The 26,475-nt window shown below is 60.2% G+C and carries 26 protein-coding genes; 17 read left to right on the top strand and 9 right to left on the bottom strand.

The features are described 5' to 3' along the window. Window positions 1-59 precede the first annotated feature (59 nt). From ACNJX9_RS18070 to ACNJX9_RS18060, 3 genes are all read left to right on the top strand, one after another. Window positions 60-488, top strand: coding sequence for a DUF2231 domain-containing protein (locus ACNJX9_RS18070; protein WP_245316832.1), 429 nt, complete (start codon window positions 60-62; stop codon window positions 486-488). Further along, entirely contained in the window at window positions 485-1,807 is a 1,323-nt protein-coding gene (locus tag ACNJX9_RS18065; RefSeq protein WP_439409799.1) for a PQQ-dependent sugar dehydrogenase, read from the top strand. The genes ACNJX9_RS18070 and ACNJX9_RS18065 overlap by 4 nt, the downstream gene beginning before the upstream one ends. A gap of 502 nt (window positions 1,808-2,309) precedes the next feature. Then, window positions 2,310-5,105, top strand: coding sequence for a response regulator (locus ACNJX9_RS18060; RefSeq protein ID WP_439409798.1), 2,796 nt, complete (start codon window positions 2,310-2,312; stop codon window positions 5,103-5,105). Between the two features lie 292 nt (window positions 5,106-5,397). Here ACNJX9_RS18060 and ACNJX9_RS18055 read toward each other — a convergent pair whose 3' ends face one another. Genes ACNJX9_RS18055 through ACNJX9_RS18040 form a run of 4 tightly spaced genes read right to left on the bottom strand, consistent with a single transcriptional unit; the run spans window position 5,398 to window position 8,150 of the window. After that, window positions 5,398-6,120 (bottom strand): hypothetical protein, encoded by a 723-nt coding sequence (locus tag ACNJX9_RS18055; protein ID WP_439409797.1) that lies wholly within the window; start codon window positions 6,118-6,120, stop codon window positions 5,398-5,400. Next, window positions 6,117-6,533, bottom strand: a complete 417-nt coding sequence (locus ACNJX9_RS18050) for a phage holin family protein (protein WP_439409796.1) — start codon at window positions 6,531-6,533, stop codon at window positions 6,117-6,119. The genes ACNJX9_RS18055 and ACNJX9_RS18050 overlap by 4 nt, the downstream gene beginning before the upstream one ends. After that, a complete protein-coding gene (locus ACNJX9_RS18045) occupies window positions 6,530-7,192 on the bottom strand; it encodes a hypothetical protein (RefSeq protein WP_439409795.1) in 663 nt (220 codons plus the stop codon). The genes ACNJX9_RS18050 and ACNJX9_RS18045 overlap by 4 nt, the downstream gene beginning before the upstream one ends. A gap of 10 nt (window positions 7,193-7,202) precedes the next feature. Continuing rightward, window positions 7,203-8,150 (bottom strand): DUF3618 domain-containing protein, encoded by a 948-nt coding sequence (locus ACNJX9_RS18040; RefSeq protein WP_439409794.1) that lies wholly within the window; start codon window positions 8,148-8,150, stop codon window positions 7,203-7,205. A gap of 412 nt (window positions 8,151-8,562) precedes the next feature. Here ACNJX9_RS18040 and ACNJX9_RS18035 point away from each other — a divergent pair, with 412 nt between their 5' ends. Both ACNJX9_RS18035 and ACNJX9_RS18030 read left to right on the top strand, forming a co-directional pair. After that, window positions 8,563-8,910, top strand: a complete 348-nt coding sequence (locus tag ACNJX9_RS18035) for a response regulator (protein WP_057745572.1) — start codon at window positions 8,563-8,565, stop codon at window positions 8,908-8,910. A gap of 32 nt (window positions 8,911-8,942) precedes the next feature. Beyond that, complete coding sequence (locus ACNJX9_RS18030; RefSeq protein WP_439409793.1) at window positions 8,943-9,128, top strand: PRC-barrel domain containing protein; 186 nt, start codon at window positions 8,943-8,945, stop codon at window positions 9,126-9,128. Window positions 9,129-9,576: 448 nt separating this feature from the next. On the opposite strand, the gene ACNJX9_RS18025 is transcribed toward ACNJX9_RS18030, so the two are convergent. Beyond that, on the bottom strand, window positions 9,577-9,732 hold the full coding sequence (locus ACNJX9_RS18025; RefSeq protein ID WP_167353971.1) for a hypothetical protein: 156 nt from the start codon (window positions 9,730-9,732) through the stop codon (window positions 9,577-9,579). A 238-nt stretch (window positions 9,733-9,970) separates the two neighbouring features. Here ACNJX9_RS18025 and ACNJX9_RS18020 point away from each other — a divergent pair, with 238 nt between their 5' ends. From ACNJX9_RS18020 to ACNJX9_RS18010, 3 genes are all read left to right on the top strand, one after another. After that, the gene (locus tag ACNJX9_RS18020) at window positions 9,971-10,582 is read left to right on the top strand and encodes an HdeD family acid-resistance protein (RefSeq protein ID WP_057745576.1); all 612 of its coding nucleotides are present in this window, start codon (window positions 9,971-9,973) and stop codon (window positions 10,580-10,582) included. 286 nt (window positions 10,583-10,868) lie between these two features. Beyond that, on the top strand, window positions 10,869-11,912 hold the full coding sequence (locus ACNJX9_RS18015; protein WP_439409792.1) for a hypothetical protein: 1,044 nt from the start codon (window positions 10,869-10,871) through the stop codon (window positions 11,910-11,912). Window positions 11,913-12,621: 709 nt separating this feature from the next. Next, the gene (locus ACNJX9_RS18010; RefSeq protein ID WP_439409791.1) at window positions 12,622-13,683 is read left to right on the top strand and encodes a YihY/virulence factor BrkB family protein; all 1,062 of its coding nucleotides are present in this window, start codon (window positions 12,622-12,624) and stop codon (window positions 13,681-13,683) included. A 100-nt stretch (window positions 13,684-13,783) separates the two neighbouring features. On the opposite strand, the gene ACNJX9_RS18005 is transcribed toward ACNJX9_RS18010, so the two are convergent. The 3 genes from ACNJX9_RS18005 to ACNJX9_RS17995 form a co-directional block, all read right to left on the bottom strand. Beyond that, on the bottom strand, window positions 13,784-14,809 hold the full coding sequence (locus ACNJX9_RS18005; protein WP_439409790.1) for a glycosyltransferase family 4 protein: 1,026 nt from the start codon (window positions 14,807-14,809) through the stop codon (window positions 13,784-13,786). A 104-nt stretch (window positions 14,810-14,913) separates the two neighbouring features. Next, window positions 14,914-16,533: an alpha-amylase family protein gene (locus tag ACNJX9_RS18000; protein WP_439409789.1), complete on the bottom strand. Its 1,620-nt coding sequence runs from the start codon at window positions 16,531-16,533 to the stop codon at window positions 14,914-14,916. 170 nt (window positions 16,534-16,703) lie between these two features. Continuing rightward, a complete protein-coding gene (locus ACNJX9_RS17995) occupies window positions 16,704-17,411 on the bottom strand; it encodes a replication/maintenance protein (RefSeq protein WP_057745592.1) in 708 nt (235 codons plus the stop codon). A 376-nt stretch (window positions 17,412-17,787) separates the two neighbouring features. Here ACNJX9_RS17995 and ACNJX9_RS17990 point away from each other — a divergent pair, with 376 nt between their 5' ends. The 9 genes from ACNJX9_RS17990 (at window position 17,788) to ACNJX9_RS17950 (ending at window position 25,774) form a co-directional block, all read left to right on the top strand. Further along, complete coding sequence (locus tag ACNJX9_RS17990) at window positions 17,788-18,207, top strand: PRC-barrel domain-containing protein (protein ID WP_439409788.1); 420 nt, start codon at window positions 17,788-17,790, stop codon at window positions 18,205-18,207. 66 nt (window positions 18,208-18,273) lie between these two features. After that, the gene (locus ACNJX9_RS17985; RefSeq protein WP_439409787.1) at window positions 18,274-18,879 is read left to right on the top strand and encodes a hypothetical protein; all 606 of its coding nucleotides are present in this window, start codon (window positions 18,274-18,276) and stop codon (window positions 18,877-18,879) included. A 293-nt stretch (window positions 18,880-19,172) separates the two neighbouring features. Next, window positions 19,173-19,613 carry an Hsp20/alpha crystallin family protein gene (locus tag ACNJX9_RS17980; protein WP_245316833.1) on the top strand — a complete coding sequence of 147 codons (441 nt, stop codon included), beginning with the start codon at window positions 19,173-19,175 and terminating at the stop codon, window positions 19,611-19,613. A 129-nt stretch (window positions 19,614-19,742) separates the two neighbouring features. Then, window positions 19,743-21,656, top strand: a complete 1,914-nt coding sequence (dnaK, locus tag ACNJX9_RS17975) for a molecular chaperone DnaK (RefSeq protein WP_057745605.1) — start codon at window positions 19,743-19,745, stop codon at window positions 21,654-21,656. 40 nt (window positions 21,657-21,696) lie between these two features. Continuing rightward, window positions 21,697-22,239: a nucleotide exchange factor GrpE gene (locus tag ACNJX9_RS17970; protein ID WP_057745899.1), complete on the top strand. Its 543-nt coding sequence runs from the start codon at window positions 21,697-21,699 to the stop codon at window positions 22,237-22,239. Between the two features lie 36 nt (window positions 22,240-22,275). After that, window positions 22,276-23,187 carry a DnaJ C-terminal domain-containing protein gene (locus tag ACNJX9_RS17965; RefSeq protein WP_057745608.1) on the top strand — a complete coding sequence of 304 codons (912 nt, stop codon included), beginning with the start codon at window positions 22,276-22,278 and terminating at the stop codon, window positions 23,185-23,187. A gap of 2 nt (window positions 23,188-23,189) precedes the next feature. Next, window positions 23,190-23,468 carry a MerR family transcriptional regulator gene (locus ACNJX9_RS17960; protein WP_439409786.1) on the top strand — a complete coding sequence of 93 codons (279 nt, stop codon included), beginning with the start codon at window positions 23,190-23,192 and terminating at the stop codon, window positions 23,466-23,468. A gap of 69 nt (window positions 23,469-23,537) precedes the next feature. After that, window positions 23,538-24,272: a DUF6894 family protein gene (locus ACNJX9_RS17955; protein ID WP_439409785.1), complete on the top strand. Its 735-nt coding sequence runs from the start codon at window positions 23,538-23,540 to the stop codon at window positions 24,270-24,272. Window positions 24,273-24,562: 290 nt separating this feature from the next. Further along, the gene (locus ACNJX9_RS17950) at window positions 24,563-25,774 is read left to right on the top strand and encodes an alkene reductase (RefSeq protein ID WP_439409784.1); all 1,212 of its coding nucleotides are present in this window, start codon (window positions 24,563-24,565) and stop codon (window positions 25,772-25,774) included. 65 nt (window positions 25,775-25,839) lie between these two features. Here ACNJX9_RS17950 and ACNJX9_RS17945 read toward each other — a convergent pair whose 3' ends face one another. Beyond that, window positions 25,840-26,472: a response regulator transcription factor gene (locus tag ACNJX9_RS17945; protein ID WP_057745620.1), complete on the bottom strand. Its 633-nt coding sequence runs from the start codon at window positions 26,470-26,472 to the stop codon at window positions 25,840-25,842. Between the last annotated feature and the right edge of the window lie 3 nt (window positions 26,473-26,475).

The raw sequence follows: 26,475 nt of genomic DNA, 5'->3' as shown, positions 1-26,475 counted from the left end.
ATTCAGCGAATGCGCCGGCTTGGCGCGGCGGCGATGCCTTCGGAGGACAAATGTCGAGATTGGCGCCCGGAGCCGCTCCCAGATCACTGCTGCATCCCGGCTTCATCGGTGCAGGATCAACCCTGCTGATCGCGGGGTTGGCGACCGATATCATGTACTGGAATACGTCGAACTGGCAGTGGGCCAATTCGTCAACATGGTTGATCGCGGCAGGCTTGGTCCTGGCTCTGTTCGCCACCATCATCCTGATCATCGATTTTCTCACCAGCCGAGCTGGACGGATCAATTGGATCCCCTTCCTGCTCGTGGCAGCGGCAGCGCTGCTGTCGCTCGTGAATGTCTTCGTTCACAGTCGCGACGCCTGGACCTCGGTAGTGCCGCAGGGGATTTCGCTTTCCGCGATCGTGACGATTCTGCTCCTGATGGCCGCCGCCACCGGTTGGAAGGTGACAACGGTTCGTACCACCGCGACCGGAGACAGCCTGTGACCCATGCAACGCTTCGAGCCTTGCCAGCCCTCTGCGCCCTCCTCGCGCTGACCGCCTGCAGCGACCAAGGCGGTGATCCAATGCGGCAATACGGGTCGGATCCCTATCTGCCGGAGCCTCAGAACTACTTGTTGCCACCCATGAGCGTTCCCAAGGAGATTGGCTGGAAACCAGGGGAGACGCCAACGGTCGCGGGAGGATTGAAAGTTCAGGCAATGGCGACAGGGCTGATGCATCCTCGCATCGTTTATCCTCTGCCGAACGGCGACGTCCTCGTTGTCGAGGGCAACAGCCCCGGCACCACACCTTTCCGGCCCAAGGACTTCATCCAAGGCAAGGTTAAGGCGCGGGCCGGAACCGCCGGCAAGGGCGGTAACCGCATCACACTGCTTCGCGATGCCGACGGAGATGGAACGCCGGAGCAGCAAACAATACTCGTCGACCACCTCCACTCACCCTACGGCGTGGCTTATGTGGACGGCACACTCTACGTAGCCAACACGGACGCAATCATGGCGTTCAAATACACGCTCGGACAGACCAAGATCACCGAGCCAGGTTCGCAGCTTGCGGACCTTCCTGCCGGACCGATCGACCACCACTGGACGAAGGCGATGGCAGCGAGCTCCGATGGATCCAAGCTCTACGTTGGGGTCGGGTCGAACAGCAACATCACCGAAAACGGCCTCGACGCCGAAGAGGGTCGCGCCGCGATCTATCAGGTCGACCGCCAGACTGGTGCCAAGCGCATCTTTGCTTCGGGTACGCGCAATCCAACTAATCTGGCGGTCGATCCCGAAACTGGCCGGTTGTTTGCGGTGGTGAACGAGCGGGACGAGATCGGCCCGGATCTTGTCCCGGACTATCTCACAATGGTGCAGGAGGGCGCCTTCTATGGCTGGCCTTACAGCTATTGGGGCCAGCATATTGACGTCCGAGTCCATCCGCAGAGACCTGACCTTGTGGCCAAGGCCGTCAAGCCCGACTACGGACTAAGTTCTCACGTGGCCGCGCTCGGCCTTGCATTCAGCAAAGGCGAGACGCTATCTCCGAAGTTTGACAACGGCATCTTTGTCGGCGAGCACGGCAGTTGGGACCGCAGCCCGGTCAATGGTTACCAGGTCATTTTCGTGCCGCTGGTGAATGGGCGACCGGAGGGCAAACCCATCCCGGTCGTCAGCGGATTTCTCGGCAATGATACCGATACGGTGCATGGTCGACCCGTGGGCGTAGCGCTTGACCGCACCGGTGCGCTGCTGGTTGCCGACGATACCGGCAACACGGTGTGGCGCGTCAGCGCGCAAAATTCGGCTCGTTAGTCCAGAGGATCGTCACGTCGGCCTATCCTGTCCCAAGACGATCGTCGGGTTCACGGCAGTCCAAGCCAAGTGAGTAATTGAGCGCTCCCTCCTCCATCCGTCGCCGTCGCCTTTCGGTCCAGCACGACCTGTGGTAGCTTGCTTCTATCATCGGTCGAGGCTTTGTCCGTAGGCACCGGTGGCTGAGAGACCGAGCGAGCTCCCGCCTGCATAGTTGGGGAGCACAGCCATGCCGCACCAAAAGCCCATCAGACGCTTGCTTGCAATCGCTCGCCGGGGACCTCCGGGCCAACATAAGTCATTACCAGTCGCGCCAATCTAGGAACGGCGCGCTATCACTGCTCATTGTGCTGGCGATCAGTCCGTATGCCACCGCATCTGGACCGCGATGCCATCATCTCGTGCGATCGAGATCGAGGTGGCCACTTGGCCGGAGCCAGTTCGCTGCACATTGAATGCGTCAGGGTTCGCGAGCACTCTTGGCTCATCTCAGGAGGTCATCATGACCACGCCTGAAGGCCAGACCAGTACACTGGATGGACTTGACGATTGCGTGATTACGGCGGAGCTGGCCCGGCGCCCGTGCAAGGCCCCGGACTATGAGGCCGAGAACCGGGCCCTGACTGCTCTGGTTCAGGATATGACCGCCGAGCCGCGTGCCGTGCTTCAGAAATGCGCCGAGTTGGCCGTGTTGCTATGCCATGCCGACTCCGCTGGCATCAGCCTTCCCGAATGTGGCGACCGGGTTTTCCGCTGGCGCGCCGTTAGCGGCGAGCTCGCGGCCGAGGCTGGCCGTACCGCGCCTGATGACGCTCGCCTGAGCGAGACCGTGATCGCTCGCGACAGCGTAGTCCTGTTCCGCGAAGGGGAGCGGCTCTTTCCCGGGATGACGGGACATGAACCGCATGTCTACGAGGTCCTGGTGGCGCCCTGGCATGCGCGCGGGAAGCCGGTCGGCGCGCTCTGGGCGATGAAGCATACGCCGGAGGGGCAATTCGACGCGGAAGATGCCCGCCTGTTGCAAAGCCTTTCCCACACCGCGGCCGGCACCTTCCAGACTACCGAGGCGTTGGATCAAGCAGAAGCCCGCTGCATGGAACTGGAGCGGGGGATTGAGGACCGCACCCGCGACCTCTCGGAAGCCCAAGAAAGCGCGCGAAAAAGCGAGGCCAGACTCGCGCAAGAGCTCGAAGGTGCTCGTCAGCTCCAGCAGGTCAGCTTGGAGCTGCTCTCCAACCGCCCTGAGCTTCTCTACGAGCAAATTCTCGATGCGGCCATGGCGGTGATGCGCTCACAGGGTGCGAGCATGCAGATACTTGAGCCGGATACGGGGATTTTGAAGCTGCTGGCCTGGCGCGGCTTTCATCCGGACGCGGCGGCGTTCTGGGATCGCGTCGACTGCAACTCGGCGAGCACGTGCAGCGAAGCGCTGAAGACAGGACGGCGCATTCTCGTCAGCGACACCGAGACCTGCACCTTCATGGCGGGGACCGAGGACCTGGAGGCCTACCGCCTCTCCAGCCTGCGCGCGGTCCAGTCGACGCCGCTGCAGTCTCGCAATGGCCGCGCGCTCGGCATGGTCTCGACCCATTGGCGGGAGCCGCACGAGCCCAGCAAGGACGATTTCAGCCGCTTCGATGTGCTGGGCCGGGAAGCGGCCGACCTGATCGAGCGGGCGCAAACCGAAGCGGCCTTGCGCGAGAGCGAAGCGCGGCTAAAGGCTGCGGTCGACTTGGTAGAATTGGGCCGCTATTCCTGGAACCCTCAAACCAATGAGCTGAAATGGGACGAAAAGTGCCGGGCAATGTGGGGCCTTCCAACGGATGCGACCGTGGACTACGACACCTGGCTCACAGCGGTGCATCCGGAGGATGTGGGAGCTGTCGAGGCTGCTATTCAACGATGTATCGATCCACGGGGCGACGGGGTTTACGATGTCGAATATCGGGTGCTCGGCGATGACCGCGGGGAGCGTTGGATCGCGACGCGTGGCCAGACGCAGTTCGAGATTGACAAGCCCGTTTGGTTTTATGGTGTCGTGATCGATGTCACCGACCGAAAACGTATTGAGAAAAGACTCGAACGCCGCGTCGAAGCACGAACCCGGGAGCTGGAAGAGGCCAATAACGCGCTGCGCTCTCAGATAGAGAAACGGGAGATCGCCGAAGCCGAGGTCCAGCAGTTGCAGCGGCTCGATGCGATCGGGCAGATCACGTCAGGCGTGGCGCACGATTTCAACAACCTGCTGAGCGTGGTGCTCACCAATGCGCGTCTGCTTTCCCATACGGTGCAAGGACCTTACGATCAGGAAGGCATCGAATTGATCCGGTCTGCTGCTGATCGGGGTGCGAAGCTCATTGCGCAACTCCTCGCCTTTTCGCGGCAACAGCGGCTTGAGCCCGACCAGGTCGATCTAAACAGCAGGATCGCCGGAATGGGCGATCTGCTCGGCGTCACCCTGGGCGGAACGGTGCAACTCAAAACGATATTTGCTCCGGATCTCTGGCTCGCTTTGGTCGATCCAAACCAAATCGAGATGATCGTTCTCAATCTCGCTATCAACGCCAGGGACGCGATGCAGCCGGGCGGCACACTCACCATCGAGACGTTCAACACCGTCATCGAAGGCGAGTCATTCCAGCCGGAAGAGCCGTCGCCGGGAGACTACGTGGTTCTCGCCATCAAGGATACCGGCAACGGTATCCCAGACGAGGTTCTGCTGCATGTTTTCGAGCCGTTTTTCACGACGAAGGAACCGGGAAAAGGCTCGGGCCTCGGATTAGCGCAAGTCTTCGGTTTTGCTAAACAGTCCGGCGGTGGCGTGCGTATTGAGACCCGCCTCGGCGAGGGTACTGCGGTGAAGGTCTTCTTGCCGCGCGCTAGGATCGACGCTGCCGATCACCATGCCGACTCCGTTGATGCGAGCAAACGCCTGCAGACCACGACGCGATTGCGTGTTCTGGTCGTGGATGACGACAAGGCTGTTCTGAGGTCCACGGTCAGGATGCTCGATGTTCTCGGATATGCAGCGGTGTCGGCGGAGAGCGGCAGCGCAGCGCTCCGCGTGCTCGCGAGCAATCAGGAAATAGATCTCGTTCTCGCGGACTTCGCGATGCCGGAAATGAGCGGCGGCGAGGTTGCGAAAGCGATCCGCGCGATGCGGCCAATTTTGCCGGTCGTCCTCATGAGCGGCTATCGTGATCTGAATGTCCGGAAGGAATTCAACGACCTGCGAATAATTTTGAAGCCATTCACGGAAAACGACCTAGTTAACGCGATCAGCGCCGCACTAAGATAGGGCGAACGTCCGATGTGCGTTGTTGTGCCCATCGCTTCCATTAGGGCGTTGCGGCGAGATGTCCGAAGGCGAAGGTAAACAGGAAACGCCCGATCGGCACGGCGCTTTTGACCAAAAGCGAGCTATCTCCGGGGTAGCAATGACAGGTCTCCTGAAGCCCAGTCCGTGCAGCGGCGTCCCGGCGGCGCCTTGCTGTCAGTCATGCCGCCGCGAGATTCCGCGGCTCATTTTCGGCTGCCTGGCTCAAGATTTAGAACTGCGAGATGGTGGCCAATCGCAAGGCCGTCCCGCCTCACGACTGCTTTGCCTTTTCCTTGGCTGCTTTGACGGCATCCGTTCCCGCTTGCTTCATCCGATCCACCGCCTCGGCACCCATATCGCCCGCCTCCGCCACCAGCGTATCGGCCGCTTCGCGCAGCGCCTTCGACACGGCAGTCCCACGCCTGCTCAGATCATCCTTCACCTCGTCGCTGACCCCGCCGATGTAGTCGTCTTCGATCTGAGACGTTCGAAACGCGCCCGCGAGTGCGGCGCCGATGGCCAAGCCGATGGCGCCGATGACCAGCGGCTGCCTCTCCATAATGTCCCGGAGCGAAGACTGAGTTTTCGCCAAGGTCTCTGCTGTGCCCACGTTGGCGAACCGTTCGCGAGCGTAAGCTACGCCTTCCTCGAAACGGTCCCGGACGCCCTCCGCCGCATCAGACATCGTGTCGGCTGCAGTTCCGGCGGCCGCGCGTATCGTCCCGCCTGCATCGCTCCCCTCATGGTCAAACTCCGGAGCAGTCGGCGGTGCTGCCGTCCGCTGCAAGCCCGAGGCGGCAGCCCGAAGATTGCTCGCGCTGGTGTCGACGACATCTGACGCGACGTTGGCAGCCGATCGTGCAGCACCCTTAATCTTCTCGTCGCCAACCAGCAGCCAGAGTGCTCCAGCCCCGATCAGCGCGGCGGAGAGCGGGTTTTCTCGGGCCGCAGCGAGGAGACTGTCAAAAAAACCGGTTTGCGCACCACCGCTCATCGCACCATTCCCTTCACAGTGTCCTTGTCTTTTTCAAGCTGCCGTATCGTCTCCTGCGGCGTGAGGTTGCGCGGGTCCAGCCGCTTCACGCCAACAGCAAACAAGGCGCCCGATATGGCGGCCGCGACAATCGCCGCGCTTAGGTAGGCGAATGTCGGCGACCACCCGGCACTGATCAGCGCCGATGACAACGCGAACAATGCCATCACTACGGCAGGTATAACCAGGACTGCGCCTCCGGCAAATAGTCCAACGGCTCCACCGAGCCTCTGCACTTTTTCCGCAAGTTCGGCCTTCGCCAGATCAAGCTCATTCTGGAAAAGCTTCGCGACCTGAGCCATTGCGTCGCCGACGAGTCCCGAAATTTTGTGAAGATCGTTCTCGCCGGTTTCGATATCGTGCTTGATGCTCATGATGCGCCACCATTCCCCGAAGGTGACTTCTGCTGCTGTCCAGTCGTGGATTCCGTCGAGTTTTGGCCACTGAAGCCACTCGCGTAGGCGGCTCTCTGCCCAGATGAGCCAGTTCCTGCGGCTGTCGTCGAGCCCGTTCGCTGTGAGGTCGAGGAGCCGCCGGAAGCCTTTAGAAAGCGTACCGCGGCGAACCCGGCCAAAACGGACAGGCCTAGAAATGCCGCGGGTTGCCGCTTCGCAAAATCGGTCGCACCGCCCACGAGTTCTCGGAAGCTGCCGTCGCGAACCTTCGCGGCCGCTTCTTCCACGTAGTCCGCAGCTGAATTGATCCCTCGTGCGGCGAATGGCACGTCAATCTCGAAGGCGCCGGCGGCCTGGCGGAAGTTGCCCGCTAGGCGCTCGATGAAATCGGCGCCCGCTCGCTGTTGTTCCCGCGCACGCTCTTGAATTTGGTCGACGGTACCACTCGCGACGTCCTTAGCGGCATCGGTGGCTTCGCTGAACCTGTCACGGGCCATGTCCGCCGATGCCTGCAGGGCCTCCGTGGCGCGCTGCTTCATCTCGGCCCCGGCGTCCCCAACCTGATCCTTCAGGCTTGTGGAGGAGTTGTTCTTACCTTTGTTGAAGTTGGCCGGTTTGATCACATCTGAATCGCTCATGTTCTGTCTCTCAGGTGCTCGATTTTGAGGGTGGGCTGAATGCTGCGTCGACGGCCTCGCCCGCCGCCTCCTTGAGGTTGTCGGCAAGATTGCGTGTCATGCGGCTCGCGTGCCGCCCGAGATCGGCTTCACTCACGGATCTCGTGGCAGCATCGGCGGCAGACAACGTGGCCTCCTTGGCTGCCGCGAAACCGGATTGAGCCATTTCGCTTGCCGCCTCCTTAAGGCTGTCGCTGGTCGGGCCTGCCGTCCTGTCCTCGAATTTCGTTTCCGGGAGCGCGGCCGCAATCATGGCTCCGATGGCGATACCGAGTCCTCCAATCAGCGCGGCATTGTCGCCGACGATCTGGCGCGCCTGTTCCGGAGCGGCGGTCGCCGAATCCCTTATGGCGTCCATTCCCCCGGTGATCTTGGTAGCTACTGTTCCAGCCGCCTCCGTTGCTCGCGTCTTGAGGTCGTCGGCCGCCGTCTTGGCCGCGTCCATCGCATCGTTGACGGCGCCGGCGGCCCGTCCTTGGAATTCGGAAAAATTCGCCTTCGCCTGCACTCCCTCGGCAGTTTGGCCGATGAATCGGCCCGCACCATCCACCAGCGGCGACGCCGCTCCAGCAGCCCGCTCGCGGACGCTCTTGGAGGTAAGAGCGAGGCCCGCAGCAATCATGAGAAGCGGCAGGGGTACACCTCGCGCCAATCGCAGCAGAGGCACGGCCACTGCGGTGCCCGCGGCGATCGCATGCATCGGGTTGTCCATCGCCTGCTGTTTGAGCCCTTCGACCCAGCCCTGAGCTTTGTCGCTCACATACTCCGACACTTCCGATTTGACGTGCTGGGGCGAGACCATCTGACGCAGATCCCGCGTCGTTTCGGAGATCCCCTGCTTCAGACGGTCGACCGTGGCCGCCAACTCTGCCCGGCTACGCTCGGACTCGCGTCGTAGCTCCTCCACCGATCGAGTCATGTTCGTCCTCTTGGTCTTGTTTTCAATTGTGTCTCGAGGACGAACTCACCTTCTGTTGGATCGTTCCTAGTAGCCGCTCCAACCACTCCGCGACCAAACAAGCGGGAAAGCGCTGCGGAGGAACGCAACCGGGATAGCCAGGTCCGATCACTGTCACATCGCCACGTCTCCTCGATCGACTATTCTAGACCCTCGGAAAGAACGCGGGATCTCGGCCTACCAATCCTCGAATTGCCTGCGGCTCGTCTGGAGGGATAAGGCCTGGTGTCCTTAGGAACGCTGGAACCGGCGGCGAATTGTTATGCGCTGGTTTGCTGGCTGCATCGGCGAGCGGCCCTTTCCTGCGGGGAAGGGACCACGATTTTGCGCAAGGTCCTCATGTCGTGGACGAAGAGCGCGAGCGGAGGATAACTTGCGGGTTCTTGTAGCAGAGGACGAAGACCTGATCCGTGACGTGGTGGTGGACATTCTGGAGGCGCACGGACATCAAGTGATGGAGGCCGATAGCGGCGAACGCGCGCTCCAGCTCTGCGCGCAGGCCACACCCGAACTTCTATTCACCGATATAAGGTTGGCCGGCACTTTGTCGGGATGGGATGTAGCCATCAAATGTCGGGAGTCGAATCCACGTATCCCGGTCATCTACGCGACCGGCTACACTCACACCGCGCCGCGTCCGGTATCGGGCAGTGTCATGCTTCAAAAGCCATTCAGACTTGAACGCCTTCTTGAGGCGATGAAGTCGCTCACCGGCAAGTAGCGGTGCCCGAAGTGACGGGTGACCAGCGAGCTATGAACATCCTTGCCGAGCTACATGAAGCTGAGGAAGAGCTGATAGGGCGCGCTGTCATCTTGACGGACGGTAAGGCAGGTTCGATTGAACGCCTGTTTCTCGACGACATTCATGGGCTGCGCATATCCATAGTTGGACATGATGGTCAGTGGCCCATTTCAACGATCAAGAACATTGAGGGTTGATCGCCGGCCATGAATCCAGCAGGGCATCGGAGCGGACCGCGCGCACGCCCCCGACGCTTTCTTCCCATGCGATGTCAGCCGGGACCATATAGCCGGAGGATATTCTGCCGCCCAGACTGGTGTCAGCAGTGTCCGGCGCTCATGGCCCCACGCTCTTCACTTTTACCGCGATCTCATTGAGAACCGTCAATGCGCGGCCCTTTGGCGTTTGCGATGAATCAAACGCGGTGTCCACCATCGCTGCCCTTTCCCCGGGCGTCCTCCCTTGACTTGGACCGCCAGCACACAGCTGAGCGGTCCTTTCTTTCTCCACGCGAATGAGAGACCGGGCGTCGCCGGCGCGGATCCACGCACAGCACAGCGGCCACAATGCCCGGCCGGACGAAGAGGCCGAGCAGTTCTGTCGATCGCTCCCACCGATGGTACCGATCAGCACGGTCGTCCCCCTCTACGAAGGGTGGCCGGGGTCCAAATGGTAGAGCGGCGTCTTCTTCGCGCGCTGCGGCGTCATCTTGGCGGGGTCTGGCGCTCCGGGAACGCCGCGCGGCCCCAACATCTCGCGTTGAATGTCATCTTCTGACTTGTCGGGTTCAACGCCGTTCATGGGACGGTCTTTCGGCACGCTCTTCTCCTTGCCTCTGCAGAGGTACTCGCGCCCCTGCTCATCATACTGCTCAAGGGCGGTTCTGCCATTTAGAAGTAATACGTAAGACTCTACGATCCGAATTGTCTCGGAGCGCTCAAAGCTTGATAGCTGTCAAGGCACGTCGTGGCGGCAGGTCGCTAGGATGGCGGGGACCTGGAACCGACAGCTATTCCGACTGCTATTCTTGGAGCTAGACATGACCAGCACGACGTTCAACAGCAATGCTGACTTCAACATCGACTCCGCCTCCGCGATGCTTGCCAGGAATTGGTGGCTGTTCCTGCTGCGGGGCATCTTCGGAATTATCTTCGGGTTGCTCGCTTTTCTCTTTCCGGGGCCCACCATGCTTTCGCTGGCGTTGTTGTTCTCGGCTTACATGTTGGTCGACGGCATAGCAGGAATCATTTCCGCCGTTCGTGCGATGCGACGGAAGGATCAATGGGGACTGCTGGTATTTGAAGGCCTGCTGAATATCGCCGTCGGCGTTGCCGCCTTTGTCTGGCCTGGCCTGACGGTGCTTGCCTTTGTCTTCATGGTCGCTGCCTGGGCGATCATCTCAGGCGCGCTGATGATGGCTGCGGCCTTTCGCCTCAAGCTTGACCATGGCCGCTGGTGGATGGTTCTGGGCGGGCTGTTGTCTCTCGTTTATGGCGCGCTTCTGGTTGCTATGCCGCTGATCGGGGCAGTGGTCCTTACGTGGTGGATGGGAGCCTACGCGATGGCCTTCGGTATTGCGCTGGTCGTTCTGTCCTTCAAGTTGCGCGCCCGCCAGAACGAGCAAACTAGCTCCTCCGCCGTGGCGGCGTGAGGGATGAGCGGACCTCCGCCAGACGGCGGCGCATCTTCGCAGATTGGCCAACATCGGACCTAACCAGGCATAGCGTACCGCCGCCAGCGGCGAGTGATCGCCGGTCCAGAGTGTCGGAACGAAAACAAAACTGCAGGGTTCATGATCGACAATCGGAAGTGATCCGATGCTTCTGATCCGACATGAGTACGGCAGGCGGACGATGTCCGCCGGAACCTTTCTGATCGCGGTGCTCGCAATGTGCGCAGCGGTGCTCGTGACCCGCTGCGAGACTTGACGTGTTCAGGTGGAGTTCTCGCGCCTCTGGCGGCGTCTTGCCGTGATCGCGCGGGCAATCGAGATCGCTGCTGGTGTTGTTCTGGTCGTGCTCGCTCTGCGAGACGTGTTCGACACGGTCGTCGTCCCTGGCGAGAGCAGAGGCGCTTTGCGCGTAGCCCGTAGGCTCCTCGTGGTGGCGGTCCCGATCTGGAAGTGGACACGTCGCGGCAAGCGTGCGGTTTCGACCAGTTTCGCACCCGCAATCTTGATGGGCTCTTTTTTCATCTGGATGGGTCTTCTCTTGCTGGGCTTCGGCCTGGTGGCCCATGGCTTGAGGTATTCGTTCTCTCCGTCTCCCGATTTCCTTCAGGCGTTGTTCATCGTCGGAAGCGCCCTCTGTACCGTGGGGCTGAGCGGCATCGAGGCGCAAGGACCCGCGCGTTGGGCCCTCGTTTTAGCGGGCTTCTCCGGCCTTTCGGTCCTGACGATGGCGGTGACCTACTTGCTCGAGGTGCAGGAGGGCATCTCTCGCCGCGACTCCGGGATTTTGAAGCTCACAACGGCGGCGGGCGAGCCGCCCTCTGCGCTAGGACTGCTGGAACGTTACGCCGACCTGAACTCCCCCGAGGAAATCAGGCGCGTTCTCTATGGCGGCCGCGACTGGTGCGCATCCGTGCTCCAAAGCCATGCATCGCACCCCTCCCTGATTTACTTCAGGTCGGCGTCAGTAGGCGCCGGGTGGCCGGCGACTCTTGGCGCAATGATGGACCTCGCGCTCATCCTCGAGCTACTGATCGATGACCCGGGGAGCCTAGCTCCCGCGATCCTTCTTCGCAGCGAAGGATTGCGGCTCATTGACGAATTGAACCGAGTGGTCGGCCTCGATCCTCTGGTTGACGATACGACAGGAGCGTCCGTGCCACAGCTCTGCGCCCGGCTGGCCGCCGCAGGCTACAAGCTGCGACCGTCGATCGATGCGCTGACGTTTACGGAGCGACGCCGTAGGCATGCAACGTGCGTGCAGGCCGCTGCGGAGCATCTTGGTACGGCGGCGGCGCCGTTATTGCCCTGATCGCGCCGCTATGCGCTCAGCCGCACGGACCTCGGCGAGGAATTGCGCGACTTCGGCCACAACTCATGCCAAGACGTCCGATACGCCAGAGCTGGCTTCGGTTTTGGGTCGATAAGCGGAACGTTGAGAATGAAAGAGGCCGACGCGGCCTTACAGGAAGGTCATAAGCAGGCCGGCAAGGAAAATGATCGCACCGACGAGCGCAATCCCAAGACAGATGCGCGCTTGGCGAGAATAAGCCTCGATTTGTGGCTCGGGGATCACGCGATCAATACGGCTATTGGAGGCCGGGCGTTCTCAGCCACTCGCTCATGTGCATACCCTCTTCGAACTGGCGGGCTCTGCGCAGAAGGGTTTCCCGCTCGGTACCTGGGGGAGCCTTAACTGCCTTCTCGCGCAGGTGCTCAGCCTCCGCCGCAAGGCGCTCTTCCAATGATCGCGATTGCTTGAAGCGACGCCGCCGCTTGGACATAGCGCTCTCCCAGTATGCTTTGGCGCGAGCGCTGATGGTCGCCCTCATCACCGATGGTTGCCGCGGGCCGGGCGGCGATCTGGGAAGCTAGTGAGTTTGTGACGCGGCTTCCCTGACAACTGTTAATTCCAGGCGACTACTATCGTCGCACCAGTTTGGCAAAGTGCAAAAGCCGACGACAGTGAACAAAAAAAGGAACACGCCCGGCCGTATGCGATTGGAGGTTCGGAGAGCGTCATGACGAATGTTGACACGGTTCCGGGCGGCCAAGAAGGCACGAGCCAGAACCAGATTCCCAACTCAAAAAAATCTCCCGAGGCGCCTCGGAGAGCCAACACGGACGTCGAATCAGAAGAAGATCGTGGCCGGCAGGCGACCTCGCCGTCGGAAATCCCCGCGAAGGGATGGAAGGACATCCTGCTGCGCGTCTTTTCCAACATCTCTAGACACCGCGTCCTCACCCTCGCAGCAGGCATGGCCTACTACAGCATACTTGCCATTTTTCCGGCGATTGCGGCGCTGGTCGCGATCTACGGACTCTTCTCCGATCCCATGACCATCGGCAAGCACCTCGATCAGCTTGGCGGCTTCCTACCTGGCGGGGCATTGGATATCGTGAGAGAGCAACTGACCCGGGTGGCGTCGAAAGGCTCCAACACGCTCGGCCTCACCTTCCTGATCGGGCTGGCAACATCTCTTTGGAGCGCCAATGCCGCCATGAAGTCGCTGTTCGACACGTTGAACATCGTTTACGGCGAAGACGAGAAGCGCGGGTTCTTCAAGCTGAATGCTATTTCCCTGGGTTTTACGGTCAGCGGGATCGTGTTCATGATGGCGGCCTTAGGCTGCATCGTCGCTGTTCCAGTGATCCTCAATTATGTTGGTTTGTCCAACACCGGCGACCTGATCCGCATCGGGAGGTGGCCAGCGATGTTTCTGTTACTCACGCTGGCCTTGGCCTTGATCTACCGCTACGGCCCCAGCCGAGAGGCGGCCCAATGGCGTTGGGTGACGTGGGGCAGCGCGATCGCGGCACTGCTTTGGCTCGCGGTATCCGGGTTATTCTCCTGGTATGTCGCGAGCTTCGGTAAATTCAACGAGACGTACGGTTCGCTTGGGGCTGTCATCGGCTTTATGACCTGGCTGTGGATCTCGGCCATCGTCATCCTTCTTGGCGCCGAGATCGATGCCGAGATGGAGCATCAGACCGCCCGCGACACAACCACGGGCCCGCCAACCAAGATCGGCGCCCGCGGGGCCCGGGTGGCCGACACGGTCGGCGAGGCACGAGGTCATTGAAGGTGGCGTTGCTCATCGAGCCGCCGTCCGGATGTGCCATGCCGATAGCTGCACTCGCGACGATGCTGTCGAACAAAGCAGATACATAGAATGTCCAGCCTCACCGGGCCACGATGGCTCGATAGTGACGCAAGTAATCCCTCGCCATCCGCTCCGCCGTGAAGCGCTCTTCGAAGCGCGTACGGACGCGCCGGCGATCGATTTGCCCAAGCCGCGCTACAGCCTGAACTGCTTCGTCCTCATTTTGGACGATGAAACCTGTCACGCCTTCCTCAATAATCTCGGGCACCGAACCGGACCGGTAGGCAATGACTGGCGTTCCGCAGGCCATCGCCTCAATCATCACCAATCCAAACGGCTCGGGCCACTTGATCGGGAAGAGCAAAGCAGCAGCTCCTGCAAGGAAAGGCTGTTTCGATTCGTCATCTACTTCGCCGACCAGCTGGATTTGTTTGCCGTCAATCCGAGGCTCTATCTTCTCTCTGAAATACCCTGTTTCGGCGCGAGGGACCTTTGCAGCAATTCGAAGCGGCATTCTTGCGGCGAGAGCGATGCGGATAGCATCTTCGGGGCCTTTTTCGGCGGTTAAGCGCCCGAGAAACGCCAGGTACGATCCGGCAGCCAATGAGGCGCGGAACTGGTCGATGGGCAGACCGTGATAAACCGTTCCACACCAGTTTGCGCTGGCGAGCGGGATGCGCTGATTATCGGAGATGGATACAAAACAAGCTTCTGGAAACTTGCTGGTCACGGCCGGCAATCCAGGCAGATCCAGCCGGCCGTGCATCGTCGTAAGGAATGGCACTCCCGCTCGTTTGAGGATGGGCAGATGTAGCCAATCGATGTGAGCGTGAATCACGTCGAACTGGCTAGCGCAATCGGATACGGCTTCCAGTTGGGCGGCCAAAGCCGCGTTCGGATCCGAGCGTGGTCGCCCAAGGCGAAGGGCTTTGGGCCAGACCGGAAAAAGCGTAGCTCGGGTCCTGGAATCGCCGCTCGCAAACAAAGTGACCTCATGCCCAAGCTCGACGAGTGCGTCCACCAGCCAGGCAACAACTCTTTCAGTTCCGCCATAGAGCCTTGGCGGGACGCTTTCGGCCAGGGGAGCAATCTGAGCTATCCTCATTGAAATACTCGAAACCGCGCTTGCGTCTCAGCGGCCTAAATTCGAACCGGCGGGCTCGTGAAAGCTACCGCGGAGCAGGTCGCCTCTGGCAGACAAGCGCACCATCATTCCATGCGAAACCAACGAAATCCGTAGCCATCAAGTTCAAACTCATCATCCAGGTTGGCGTTTGATGAGTAAACGCGATTACCGAAGACGTCTATCAGCTTGCGTTCTTTCGAAAGACCCGTGACATGGACATTGCACTTAGCCTGCGACAAGTTGTGCAATGTGAACACCGATCGGCCCTCCCACGCGAATTGTTGGGTCAGAACTGTGGATTGATCGCTTTGCGGCAAACTCAAATCGCCCCACCCGATTTCCGGGCAAGACTGGCGGGTTTCGACCAGGCGTCGCAACCAATTGAAGAGCGAGTCCGGATCTCGTTGCTGGGCGACGGCATTGACCTCGGCCGGAGCGTATTCGACGTCATTGATGATGCGGTGCAGTAATCTGGCAGCCGGCGGAGAAGAAAACCCGCCATCTTCGTCATGGGTCCATTGCATGCACGTTCGCACCGGCCATCGCTCCGGAAGCGCGAGGTCATCACCCATACCGAGCTCGTCACCGTAATAGATGACCGGTGTGCCAGGCAAGCTGAAGAGCAGGCTGAAGGCGAGTTCGATGCGCCGGCGATCGTTGCCAAGGATGCATGCGAGCCGCCGGCGAATCCCGCGGCCATAAAGTTGCATCTTTCGAACTGGAGCAAAGGCGGCGTAGACTTCCTCACGCTCTTCGGGCGCCAACCGCCCGAGATCAAGTTCATCGTGATTGCGCAAGAACTGGGCCCACTGAGCGAATGGTGCCAGCCGAGGTAGCGCGGCCAGACACCTCTGCAGGGGTTCGGCGTTCTCGCGCGCAAGCGCTAGAAACAAATGCTGGTTCAACAAGAACGCGAACAGAAGGTGTATGCGCGATCCATCGCCGAAGTAATGGTCAAGTTCGGAAGGAGCAACATTAGCTTCCGCCAACAGGACCGCATCACCCTTGCGCCACGACAAAAAGTCGCGGAGTTCTCCAAAGAACTCGTATCGGTGTTTTGCTGGACGATCCGGGCGTATCTCCTCAACGACGAACGGTGCAGCGTCGATGCGGAATCCTGACACGCCGAGCTCCAGCCAAAAGCCGACTATTTTGAAAATCTCTTCACGGACGGCAGCGCAGGCGATGTTTAGATCAGGCTGATGCTGATAGAATCTATGATAGTACCAGGCGTGGGCAGAAAGATCGTAGGTCCATACACTCAGTTGAACCCCGGGAAAAACGACGCCCTCGGTGCTGTTCTCCGGCTCCGCATCTGACCAGATATAGTATTCGCGAAATGGTGATTTTGGATCGGTCCGCGCCTGCTGAAACCACGGATGCCGCTCCGAAGTATGATTGATTGGGAGGTCGATGATCAACCTCATGCCGCGCAGTCGCGCCTGATGGCTGAATTCGACGAAGTCGCCAAGCGTTCCGAGAGCTGGCGCTACATTGTAGTAGTCCGTCACATCATAACCATGATCGAGTCCTGGACTTGGATAGAATGGCAGCAGCCACAGGCAATTCACTCCTAGCTGAGCAATATGGTCAAGCTGCGCCACCAGTCCCTTGAAATCGCCGATGCCATCGCCGTTGCCATCTTTGTAAGTGGCCACGTTGAGGCTGTAGATTGCTGCGTTCTTGTACCAAAGGTCGAGCAACGGCCATCTTCCTTGTAGAATCACTCTTGCAGGACAACCGCGCTTACGTCCGCTTTATCGTCGTCGGCGACGCGCTACGAGAGGCTCGCCTCCAACTACCTTGCCTTGGTCCAATTGAGATTCGTCGAGCTATGTTGACCGCGCGGTATGAATCCACGCCATAAGCGCCGTTAGGCAGCGATCGTGTCAGAACCGGCGTTCGGATACCTTCTACCGATTTGATGCTCCAGTGCATCGCGATTCACAATACGGACTGTTCGAATCCCAATCAGGGCAATGACACCGCGCTGCTGCAGATCTGAAAACGCACGACACACAGTTTCCACGGAAACGGCGAGGTACTCGGCGAGATCATACCGCGTGATGGGAAGCCGTATGTCTCCCCGCTGGTCCCCGTAGCGTTCCTCAAGCAGCAGCAGGAACGCACTTACTTTGTCCGCTGTCGTTACCCCCCCGAGGACGACGAGCTGCTGTCGGGTACGTTCTAACGATTGAAAGGTGATCTCTCTCAGTTCTCTTGCGAACTCGCGATCGCGCTCGCCGAGACCCTCAAGCCGCACTGCCGAATAGCCCGCGAGCACGGTCTCTTCCGTAATAGCCTCGATCGCTTCCTCTCTCTGGCTGTTCCCGACAAAGAAAAAATCCCGCACCAGCATCAGGTCCAGGATCTGCCGCCGTCCATCGGCGCGGATAGTTGAACATCGTGCGGCGCCGGCAATCACGTAGTACCAATGCCCAGTGGTGCCGTCGTCTTCCGGAACCTGCTGATCACGGCTCAATTTGACAATCGCCGCCGACCCATCGAGCCGCTTCAGCGCGTGCGGCTGTGCGGCGAGCATCCTTCGATAGTAGTCCGCTGGGTGGATTATCGGCTTCATCTCGTCGTCCTTTTTTTCAGCGCACTCGCGGTGGGAGGAACGATCCGCTCGCAGTCAATCAACTATCAGCAATACAACCTCGTAAACTTGGGAAGTTTTCGTACGTAGAAACACGTAACGGCGCTTGGGCCACATCGCACGGAAAGGCCCTCTGCTTTCTTCACAACGGATTACGGCACGATGGTTCCTACGACTTCGTGCCTCTCGCGGCATCGATCCAGGCGTATGCTGCCGCGAAGGCGCAGCCATGACGGTTGGACAATCAAGGCACTGAGCCCGGTGTCGATTAAGGGATCTGCGAAAATTGACAATGGTCAGCGCACCCCAGGTTCAAAGGGGGTACTCGCTATGTCACTAACTGTCACAGGAGCGAGACATGGAAGCAACCCTCCCCCGTCCTCTTTCAACACTCATGATCAGCTTGGCGGCACTGGGCGGAATATTGGCCGTCCTCAGCAGCAATCCCGCCCTGCCGCAGGCTGGCGTAGCTCTCGTCAAGGTTGACCTAAACGTCGTCGCTCAGGGCTATCGCATGAGCAAGCTGATCGGCAGTACCGTTAGCAACGACAAGAATGAGAAGATCGGAAGCCTGGACGACGTGATTGCCGCCAAAGACAAGAAACAACTCGACTTCGCGATTCTGCAGGTCGGCGGCTTTCTCGGCGTAGGTGGCCATCTGGTCGCAGTCCCGTTTGATAGCCTCACCATCGATGACACCGGCAGCAAGATCACTCTTCCGGGCGCATCCAAAGAAGAGCTGAAGAAGCTATCGGAATTCCACTACCGATCCTCTTGACGGTCACATCCTATGTCGATGCCAAGATCCACCGACACGATCCTGGACCGGACCCGCACCCGCGAGGTGACTGCTGTGTTCCACTCGCGACGGGCGCTCGATGACGCGGCCCAGGATCTTCTTCTGTCAGGATTCGATCGCTCCGACATCGACATCAGCGCATCTCCCGATGAAGTGCAGCGACGGCTGAATTACGCTGTGATTCCTCCAGCCGATCTCGCCGACACGCCGACCGCGCCGAGACAGCCCTTCTTTGGTGCCGACGATTTGCTTGGTGTTGAAGCCGTCGCCAGTAGCGTTCTTGGTTGCATCGCAGCAGTTGGCTCCGCTCTTTTCCTGATAATCAAAGGCTATGAGGCTATGGCTGTCGCCATGTGGTCGATCCTGATCGGGATCTTCACAGGCGCCGTCGTCATAGTGCCCATATACCGACTACTACGGCGTGAGCGCGTCAGAGGCTTGGAGCCGGCTGCAGAATGGGATGGCCTCTTGATATGGGTTCGGGTTCGCGCACCTGAGAAGGAAGCTCAGGCCCAGGAGATTCTAATGCGGCATGGCGGGCAGGCCGTGCACGTTCATGAAATCGACCTGGAAAAGCGGCCGGAAGATCTACCATTGCACTCACTTCGTCCGGATCCCTGGCTGGGTGACGAACGCCTCGGGCGGCCGTAACGAGGCCGCAACAAATGCTGCGCCCTCACTCCTCACTCCGTCCACAAAGATCATCTCCGGCGATTTTAACTCAACCCGGCTTCAAAGACTCAAGAAGAAAACTCGAGACGGAAGTTGACGGTCGTCATGGCTCGCTTGCTCGCCCCGGGTAGATTGCCCCTACCAGCGATGACGCAGCCGCGCCGAGAATGCCGCTCGCATAGCCCCTAGAATCTCTTGGATCTCAAACATGGAAGGAGAAGCCAAAAATGAGGTTACGTTCACTGGTCCCATCTCGTGATGCAGGAATGCTGATGCGACCCGACTTCGGCCTGTTCGGCCTGCATCGGGAAATCGACCGCCTGTTCAGCGAGTTTTCGCAGGGCTTGATGCCGAACGGCCAGCAGCTCGTGCCGAGCATTGACATCGCGGAAACAGACAAGGCAATCGAAGTCACCGCCGAAATGCCGGGACTCGAGCGCAAGGACGTCGACATCTCCATCGAGGACGATACGCTCACCATTCGTGGCGAGAAGAAGGTGGAGCAGAGCACGGATGGCGGCAAGGACAAGAGCGACAAGAATGTCCAGCATAGCGAACGCAGCTACGGCATGTTCCTTCGCGTGCTGCAGCTGCCGCCCGGCATCGACCCCTCCTCCGTTCAGGCGACGATGGCCAACGGCGTCCTGAAGATCACGATTCCAAAGCCGGCAAAGCCCGAACCGAAAAGGATCGAGGTCAAGGAAGCTGCCTGACCGTTGGCGCGGCGAGGCGCCAGAGCCCGTTCTCTCCTCACAACACCGGCTCGAAGCGTCTCGCCGCCCGTCCCCGAACATTCAGGACGTCGCAGCCGTCCGCCGTACTCAAATCGAAGGAACTTGATCATGGCAAAAGCAATCGGCATCGATCTCGGAACCACCAACTCTTGCGTGGCTGTCATGGAAGGCAGCAAAGCCAGGGTCATTGAGAATGCCGAAGGCGGGCGCACCACGCCGTCCATGGTCGCCTTCACGGACGATGGTGAAGTCCTGGTCGGGCAGCCGGCCAAGCGGCAAAGTATCACCAACCCCGAGAACACGATCTACGCCATCAAGCGACTGATCGGCCGGCGTTACGATGACCCGATCACGGCAAAGGACAAGACCATGGTGCCGTATCACATCGTGCCGGGCGACAACGGCGACGCCTGGGTCGACGTCCGGGGCAAAAAGTACAGTCCGAGCCAGATCAGCGCCTTCATCCTCACCAAGATGAAGGAAACCGCGGAAGCCACTCTCGGCGGCGCCGTCACGCAGGCCGTCATAACCGTGCCCGCCTATTTCAACGACGCCCAGCGCCAGGCAACCAAGGACGCCGGCCGGATCGCCGGGCTGGAGGTCCTTCGCATCATCAATGAGCCGACTGCGGCCGCCCTCGCCTACGGCCTCGACAAGAGAGGCAGCGGCAAGATCGTCGTCTATGACCTCGGTGGCGGTACGTTCGATGTCTCGATCCTGGAGGTCGGCGACGGTGTGTTCGAGGTCAAGTCAACCAACGGCGACACCTTTCTCGGTGGTGAGGACTTCGACAAGCGGATCATCGACTATCTGGCGGACGAGTTTCGCAAGGAAAATGGGATCGACCTCCGCAAAGATCGCCTCGCCCTGCAACGGCTCAAGGATGCCGCAGAGAAGGCCAAGATCGAACTCTCCAGCGCCACCCAGACGGATGTCAATCTGCCCTTCATCACCGCGGATCAGGCCGGACCGAAACATCTTAATATCAAGCTGTCGCGCGCCAAACTTGAAGCGCTCGTCGACGACCTGATCCAGCGCACGATCGATCCGTGCAAGGCAGCGTTGAAGGACGCCGGCCTGCAGCCATCGGACATCAACGAAGTCGTGCTGGTCGGCGGCCAGACCCGCATGCCGAAGGTTCAGGAGACCGTGCAGAAGCTGTTCGGACGCGAACCTCACAAGGGCGTCAACCCCGATGAAGTGGTCGCGGTCGGTGCCGCGATCCAAGCCGGCGTTCTCCAAGGCGACGTCAAGGACGTCCTGCTCCTCGACGTGACACCCCTGTCATTGGGCATCGAGACACTTGGCGGCGTCATGACGAAGCTGATCGACCGCAATACCACGATCCCGACCAAGAAGAGCCAGGTGTTCTCGACAGCGGAGGACAATCAGACCGCGGTCACGATCCGGGTCTTCCAGGGTGAGCGCGAGATGGCAGCGGACAACAAGCTGCTTGGACAGTTCGATCTGGTCGGGATCCCGCCGGCCCCGCGGGGCGTGCCGCAGATCGAGGTGACCTTCGATATTGATGCCAATGGCATCGTCAACGTTTCGGCCAAGGACAAGGCGAGTGGCAAGGAGCAGAGTATCCGGATCCAGGCGTCCGGCGGCCTGACCGAAGCAGACATCCAGAGGATGGTCAGGGAGGCCGAAGCCCACGCCGACGAGGACAAGCGGCGCAAGGAGCTCATCGAAGCCCGCAACCAGGCCGACGCGGTGATCTACAGCACCGAGAAGGCCCTGAAGGAGTCCGAAGGAAAGATCCCTGCCGAAGTCAAGAAGGAGATTGAGCAGGCGATCGCCGAGGCAAAGCAACGGTTGAACGCCGAGGACGTGACGGCGATCCAGCAGGCAACCCAGCGGCTGCAGCAGTCGGCATCCAAGATCGGCGAAGCCTTGAACCGCGCGGCGTCCCAAGGCGGAGCTCCCGGCAGCGGACAGGCGGGATCGTCTGGCAGCGGCGAGGACGTCGTCGACGCGGAGTTCGAAGAAGTCGACCCCGGCGATCGAAAGGCTTCTTGAAGCCTTCCAATCCGGCCGAACGCGACAGATGGAGCACGACATGGCTACCAAGACCATCGAGGATGGGCTCGGCGAGCTTCCCGCGGGTGAGCACAAGGAAAGCGACCAGCCGCAGGAGACCACCGCCGAGCGCGATCGCCTGATGCGTGCACTTGCGGACGCCGAGAACACGAGACGCATGGCCGAGCGTCGGGTCCAAGACGCCCGGCAATATGCCATCGCCGACTTTGCCCGCGAACTGCTGCAGGTGGCGGACAATCTGCGGCGAGCCATCGACGCCGGCTCGCCGGACCCGGGAGCCAAGGACGACGACGGCCTGCTGGGCGGCGTCGTCGCCACCAATCGTATCCTGACACAGATCCTGAAACGCTTCGGTGTCGAAGAAATCGACGCTCTCAATCGGCCATTCGACCCGATGAAGCACGAAGCCGTGATGGAAACCGATCGGTCCGATCAGTCTCCCGGGAACGTCGTGGACGTTTTGGAGAATGGCTACATGCTTCATGACCGTCTCTTGCGGCCGGCCCGGGTCGTTGTAGCCAAACCGCCTAGACCACAATCGCCGCAGCCCCCGCAACAATGAACGGCGGTCCGGTCGACGCGTAAACAGGAGCTGGTGTTGGCTGCAGACCCATATGCAACGCTGGGCGTGAAGAAGGACGCAACGCAGGCCGACATTCAAAAGGCCTACCGGCGGCTCGCGAAGAAGCTGCATCCTGATCTCAATCCCGGCAACAAGGCGGCAGAGGACAAATTCAAGGAACTATCTGCCGCCTACAATCTTCTGAACGATCCGGACAAGCGCGCCCGTTTCGACCGCGGTGAGATCGATGCATCAGGTAGCGAGCAGCAGCCCCGGCAATACTACCGGGATTTTGCCGACCGTGAAGGCTGGTCGGGCTATTCCAATGGGGCCGGCTTTGCCGATTTCACTGACTTCGCCGGCAGCGACGATATTCTCTCCGAGATCTTTGGACGTTCCGGCCGCACCACCCGGCGCGGACGCGGGGCCGACGTCCGATATCACCTCGAGCTCAACTTTCTCGATGCCGTCAACGGCGGCAAGCAATCCATTGTCCTGCCCGACGGGAGTACGCTCGAGGTCAACATTCCTCCCGGCACCAGCGACGGCCAGATTCTGCGCCTGAAGGGGAAGGGTCGTCGGGGAGCCGGAGACAGTCCGCCGGGCGACGCCCTGATCGAGATCAGTGTCCTGCCGCACCCCTACTTCGTCCGCAAAGGCGACGACATCCACCTGGACCTGCCGATCTCACTGAAAGAAGGCGTGCTGGGCGCGAAACTCAAGGTGCCAACCGTGAGCGGTGCTGTCGCGGTCTCTGTGCCAAAATGGTCGAGCTCGGGCCGGGTTCTTCGGATCAAGGGACGCGGCGTGCCGCGCGCCGATGGCGGCCGCGGCGACCAGTACGTCACGCTGAAACTGGTTCTGCCAAAAAAACCAGACCCGGATCTCGAACGGTTTGTGAGTGGGTGGCAGCCTTCCGATAGCCCAAGACAGTCGATGCGAGTGTGACAATGCAGCTTCAGGAATTCGCCGATCGATCTCATCTCGATTCCTCCACGATCGAAGCCTGGATGGATGCGGAATGGCTGGTAGCGCATCGACCAGGGCATCCGTTTTCCGAGCAGGATCTCGCCCGCGTGCGCCTGATTGAGGATCTCAAGGGGGACCTGGGTGTCAACGACGAAGGTGTCGCGTTGGTCCTTTATCTGCTGGATCAATTGTATGGGCTGCGTTGCCTGCTCCGAGACATCCAGGCGATGCGGATCACAGCCAATGACCGCACGCATTGATGCGTTTGCTGATCGGCTACCATAAGCTTGCGCGCTCGGGCATCGCTAATCTCTTGAAGGTCACGGATCATGCAGTCACTTCTCTCAACGCTTCACGATGCAGCGATGTCCGCGGATGCCTGGCCAAAAGCGCTTCAAAGGCTGATGGATGAGGCGGGCGTGGCGGGAGCGGCATTGATTGTCACGAACAAGACGACAGGCACGGTCGATGAGGCCGTCTTTTGCGGGCTCAGTGCCGAGTTCAAATCCCGCTACGTCGAGACCTACGCCGCGCTCGATCCATACTCGCCCATGCTGGGTGCGCGCTGGAGCATGCTCTCCACATGTCTTCCGGAGGAACTTTTGCGGAGAAGCGAGTGGTACAACGAGTTTGTGCTGAGCTGCGGCGTTCGGGACATCCTCGGAGCGCGGCTCACGGACACTGCAGGTCATTCCGTCGTTCTGGGCATTCACCAGCGGATCGGACGTCACTTTTCTCAAGATGTCGAGCCACTGATCGCCACGATCACCGAACCCCTGAGGCATGCGGCGCGCTGTCATCTCGTTCGCCTGAATGGGGGACAGCCGATCGGCGATCCGCAAACGACGAAACCCGCAGACGGAGGCCATTTCTTCTTTCATATTGAGAACGGAACGAACTATCCCGACGAATGCGGTAGCATTCTCCTCTCCCCCGGCCACGCTGCGGAACGTGGCCTGACCATTGCTCGTGAGCTGGCGCGAGATGGCGGCTGGTCTGGCTTTTCTGTCGTTGTCACCGATGACCGGGGACGAACGATCACGCACGTACCAATTGAATCTTGACCGTAAGCCGAGCACCGCATTCGACGCAAAACGGAAAACACTTACGAATTGCTGACAGCGAACTCGACGCCCAAATCGCCCAGCTGAGCGCGCTGGCCAGATCGCGGGGACGCCGGCGAAACATTCTGCCGTAGCAGCACCGGCGGTCCGCTCTCCAGCAGTTAGGAGCATTGACGATTGTCAGCGCGATGTAGCGATCCTCCGTTAGATTGCGGTGTAGAGATCGAAAGGTCTTCGGACGCTTTCTTACCGAAGGCTTGAATCAGTTCGCTCCTTCGAGTTGAGGCAGTATGGTCATCGCTACCACGCACAGCCGCGTGCTCGACGCGGTCCAAAACGGGGATGCGAATCCCCTCTTCCAACCATGCCGGCTTGGTCCATTCAGCCTGCCCCATCGCGTGGTCATGGCGCCATTGACCCGTTCAAGAGCACGACAGCCCGGCAATGTGCCGTCTCAACTCGCGGCCTGTTATTATGCGCAGCGTGCGTCTGCCGCCCTGATCATAAGCGAGGCCACGCAGATCTCGATGCAGGGCCAAGGCTATGCCTGGACGCCGGGTATCCATAGCCGCGAACAAGTCGAAGCCTGGCGGCAGGTCACGAAGGCGGTGCACAAGGCTGATGGACTGATCTTCAACCAACTTTGGCACGTCGGTCGCATTTCACACCCGGCCCTGCAGCCGGACAACATGCCACCTGTCGCGCCCTCGGCGATCACGCCCGCGGGCAAGGCCTTCATCGAAAACGAGCGCGGCGAGGGAGAACTGGTTCCATTTGTGCGTCCACGCGCGCTGACTTTTGAGGAGATGCCATACCTCATCAAACAGTATGAGCGCGCGGCGAGGAACGCGGAGGCCGCCGAGTTCGACGGCATCGAGATTCATGCGGCCAACGGTTACCTGATCGATCAGTTCATCGAGAGCAGCACCAACCGACGCAACGACGCCTATGGCGGCGCAGTTCAAAATCGGGCGCGGCTTCTGCTCGAAATCATCGAGGCCCTCATTCCCATTCTTGGGGCGGACAGGATCGGCGTCCGGCTCTCACCTCTTGGCAAGATGAACGACATCAGCGACGAGGCTCCGGAATCGACGTTCGGTTACCTCGCCGAGCAACTCTCCGGCTATGGTTTGGCCTACCTGCACATCGTCAATCCGGCGCTCGAACAAATGCAGAAGGGCGAGAAGCCGGAGCCGTACGCCCTCAACATGGCCCGAGTGATCAGGAATAAGTATCAGGGAACACTCATCGTGGCGGGGGGCTTCAACGCCGAAAGCGCCACGCAATGGCTGCGCGATGGCCAGGCCGACTTGATCGCCTTCGGCCGCAAGTTTATCGCCAATCCCGACCTGCCCGAACGGCTGCGCGCCGGTGCTCCACTCAACGAGGACGACCCGACGACATACTATGGTGGCGGCGAGAAAGGTTACACGGACTATCCGTCACTGGAACAGGACCGCGGCGAGAAGGCGAAGGCCTGTGTCGACCAACGTTGGCGATGATGCAGCAGAGGGGCCAGTCCGTATGAGAATGTTGATCGTCCTCATGGCGTTCCGAAAGGTATTTCCTAAGGTGATTGTCGAAGTACGCCTTGCGGAGCCGAACCCGCGAGTACCAACAGCCGCACAGCTTGTGCAACCTGACGGACTCCCAATCTATGCAACATTCGCGCTCGATGGACCTCCACCGTTCTAATACTGATGCCGAGCTTGAAGGCAATTACCTTGTTTGGTTGTCCGCCCGCAATTGCATCGAGAACCTGACGCTCGCGTTGGCTGAGGACAGCAATCCGGTTCCACGCCTCTAGCGCCTCACGAGCCTGGTGTGGACGACCGGACCGCGCCAGCGCGCGTTCAATCGCTTCGAGCAGCACTTCATCATCGAACGGTTTCTCAAGGAAATCCACCGCACCGGCCTTCATCGCCCGAACCGCCGTCGGTACGTCACCTTGGCCCGTCATAACGACAACAGGAATCGTGCAGCCCATTCTGTCGAGCGCCGCCTGCACTTCGAGACCGCTCATGACATCCATCCGCACGTCCAGCAGGATACACCCCCTTGCAAGATTGGGAGCTGCATCCAGAAACTGGATCGGCGCCTCAAACGAACGTGGAACAAAGCCAGCTGACTCGAGCAGCCGTGCAAGCGATCGGCGAACGGCTGCATCATCATCGACGATGTACACTACATCATTTGGCATGGT

Origin of the sequence: Bradyrhizobium sp. BLXBL-03 (genome assembly GCF_051853015.1) — a bacterium.
GTDB classification, from domain to species: domain Bacteria; phylum Pseudomonadota; class Alphaproteobacteria; order Rhizobiales; family Xanthobacteraceae; genus Bradyrhizobium; species Bradyrhizobium manausense.
This window is presented reverse-complemented; position numbering and strand designations above follow the sequence as displayed.

Excerpts from the sequence above, each read along its gene's own strand:
- ACNJX9_RS17970 (WP_057745899.1), top strand. The coding sequence starts at position 21,697 with ATGGCTACCAAGACCATCGAGGATGGGCTCGGCGAGCTTCCCGCGGGT.
- ACNJX9_RS18025 (WP_167353971.1), bottom strand. The coding sequence starts at position 9,732 with ATGAACGGCGTTGAACCCGACAAGTCAGAAGATGACATTCAACGCGAG.
- ACNJX9_RS18040 (WP_439409794.1), bottom strand. The coding sequence starts at position 8,150 with ATGACTCGATCGGTGGAGGAGCTACGACGCGAGTCCGAGCGTAGCCGG.
- ACNJX9_RS17950 (WP_439409784.1), top strand. The coding sequence starts at position 24,563 with ATGGTCATCGCTACCACGCACAGCCGCGTGCTCGACGCGGTCCAAAAC.
- ACNJX9_RS17945 (WP_057745620.1), bottom strand. The coding sequence starts at position 26,472 with ATGCCAAATGATGTAGTGTACATCGTCGATGATGATGCAGCCGTTCGC.
- ACNJX9_RS18045 (WP_439409795.1), bottom strand. The coding sequence starts at position 7,192 with ATGAGCGATTCAGATGTGATCAAACCGGCCAACTTCAACAAAGGTAAG.
- ACNJX9_RS17960 (WP_439409786.1), top strand. The coding sequence starts at position 23,190 with ATGCAGCTTCAGGAATTCGCCGATCGATCTCATCTCGATTCCTCCACG.
- ACNJX9_RS17955 (WP_439409785.1), top strand. The coding sequence starts at position 23,538 with ATGCAGTCACTTCTCTCAACGCTTCACGATGCAGCGATGTCCGCGGAT.
- ACNJX9_RS17980 (WP_245316833.1), top strand. The coding sequence starts at position 19,173 with ATGCGACCCGACTTCGGCCTGTTCGGCCTGCATCGGGAAATCGACCGC.
- ACNJX9_RS18050 (WP_439409796.1), bottom strand. The coding sequence starts at position 6,533 with ATGAGCATCAAGCACGATATCGAAACCGGCGAGAACGATCTTCACAAA.
- ACNJX9_RS17990 (WP_439409788.1), top strand. The coding sequence starts at position 17,788 with ATGGAAGCAACCCTCCCCCGTCCTCTTTCAACACTCATGATCAGCTTG.
- dnaK (WP_057745605.1), top strand. The coding sequence starts at position 19,743 with ATGGCAAAAGCAATCGGCATCGATCTCGGAACCACCAACTCTTGCGTG.
- ACNJX9_RS18030 (WP_439409793.1), top strand. The coding sequence starts at position 8,943 with ATGAACATCCTTGCCGAGCTACATGAAGCTGAGGAAGAGCTGATAGGG.
- ACNJX9_RS17995 (WP_057745592.1), bottom strand. The coding sequence starts at position 17,411 with ATGAAGCCGATAATCCACCCAGCGGACTACTATCGAAGGATGCTCGCC.
- ACNJX9_RS18005 (WP_439409790.1), bottom strand. The coding sequence starts at position 14,809 with ATGAGGATAGCTCAGATTGCTCCCCTGGCCGAAAGCGTCCCGCCAAGG.
- ACNJX9_RS18020 (WP_057745576.1), top strand. The coding sequence starts at position 9,971 with ATGACCAGCACGACGTTCAACAGCAATGCTGACTTCAACATCGACTCC.
- ACNJX9_RS18010 (WP_439409791.1), top strand. The coding sequence starts at position 12,622 with ATGACGAATGTTGACACGGTTCCGGGCGGCCAAGAAGGCACGAGCCAG.
- ACNJX9_RS18055 (WP_439409797.1), bottom strand. The coding sequence starts at position 6,120 with ATGAGCGGTGGTGCGCAAACCGGTTTTTTTGACAGTCTCCTCGCTGCG.
- ACNJX9_RS18060 (WP_439409798.1), top strand. The coding sequence starts at position 2,310 with ATGACCACGCCTGAAGGCCAGACCAGTACACTGGATGGACTTGACGAT.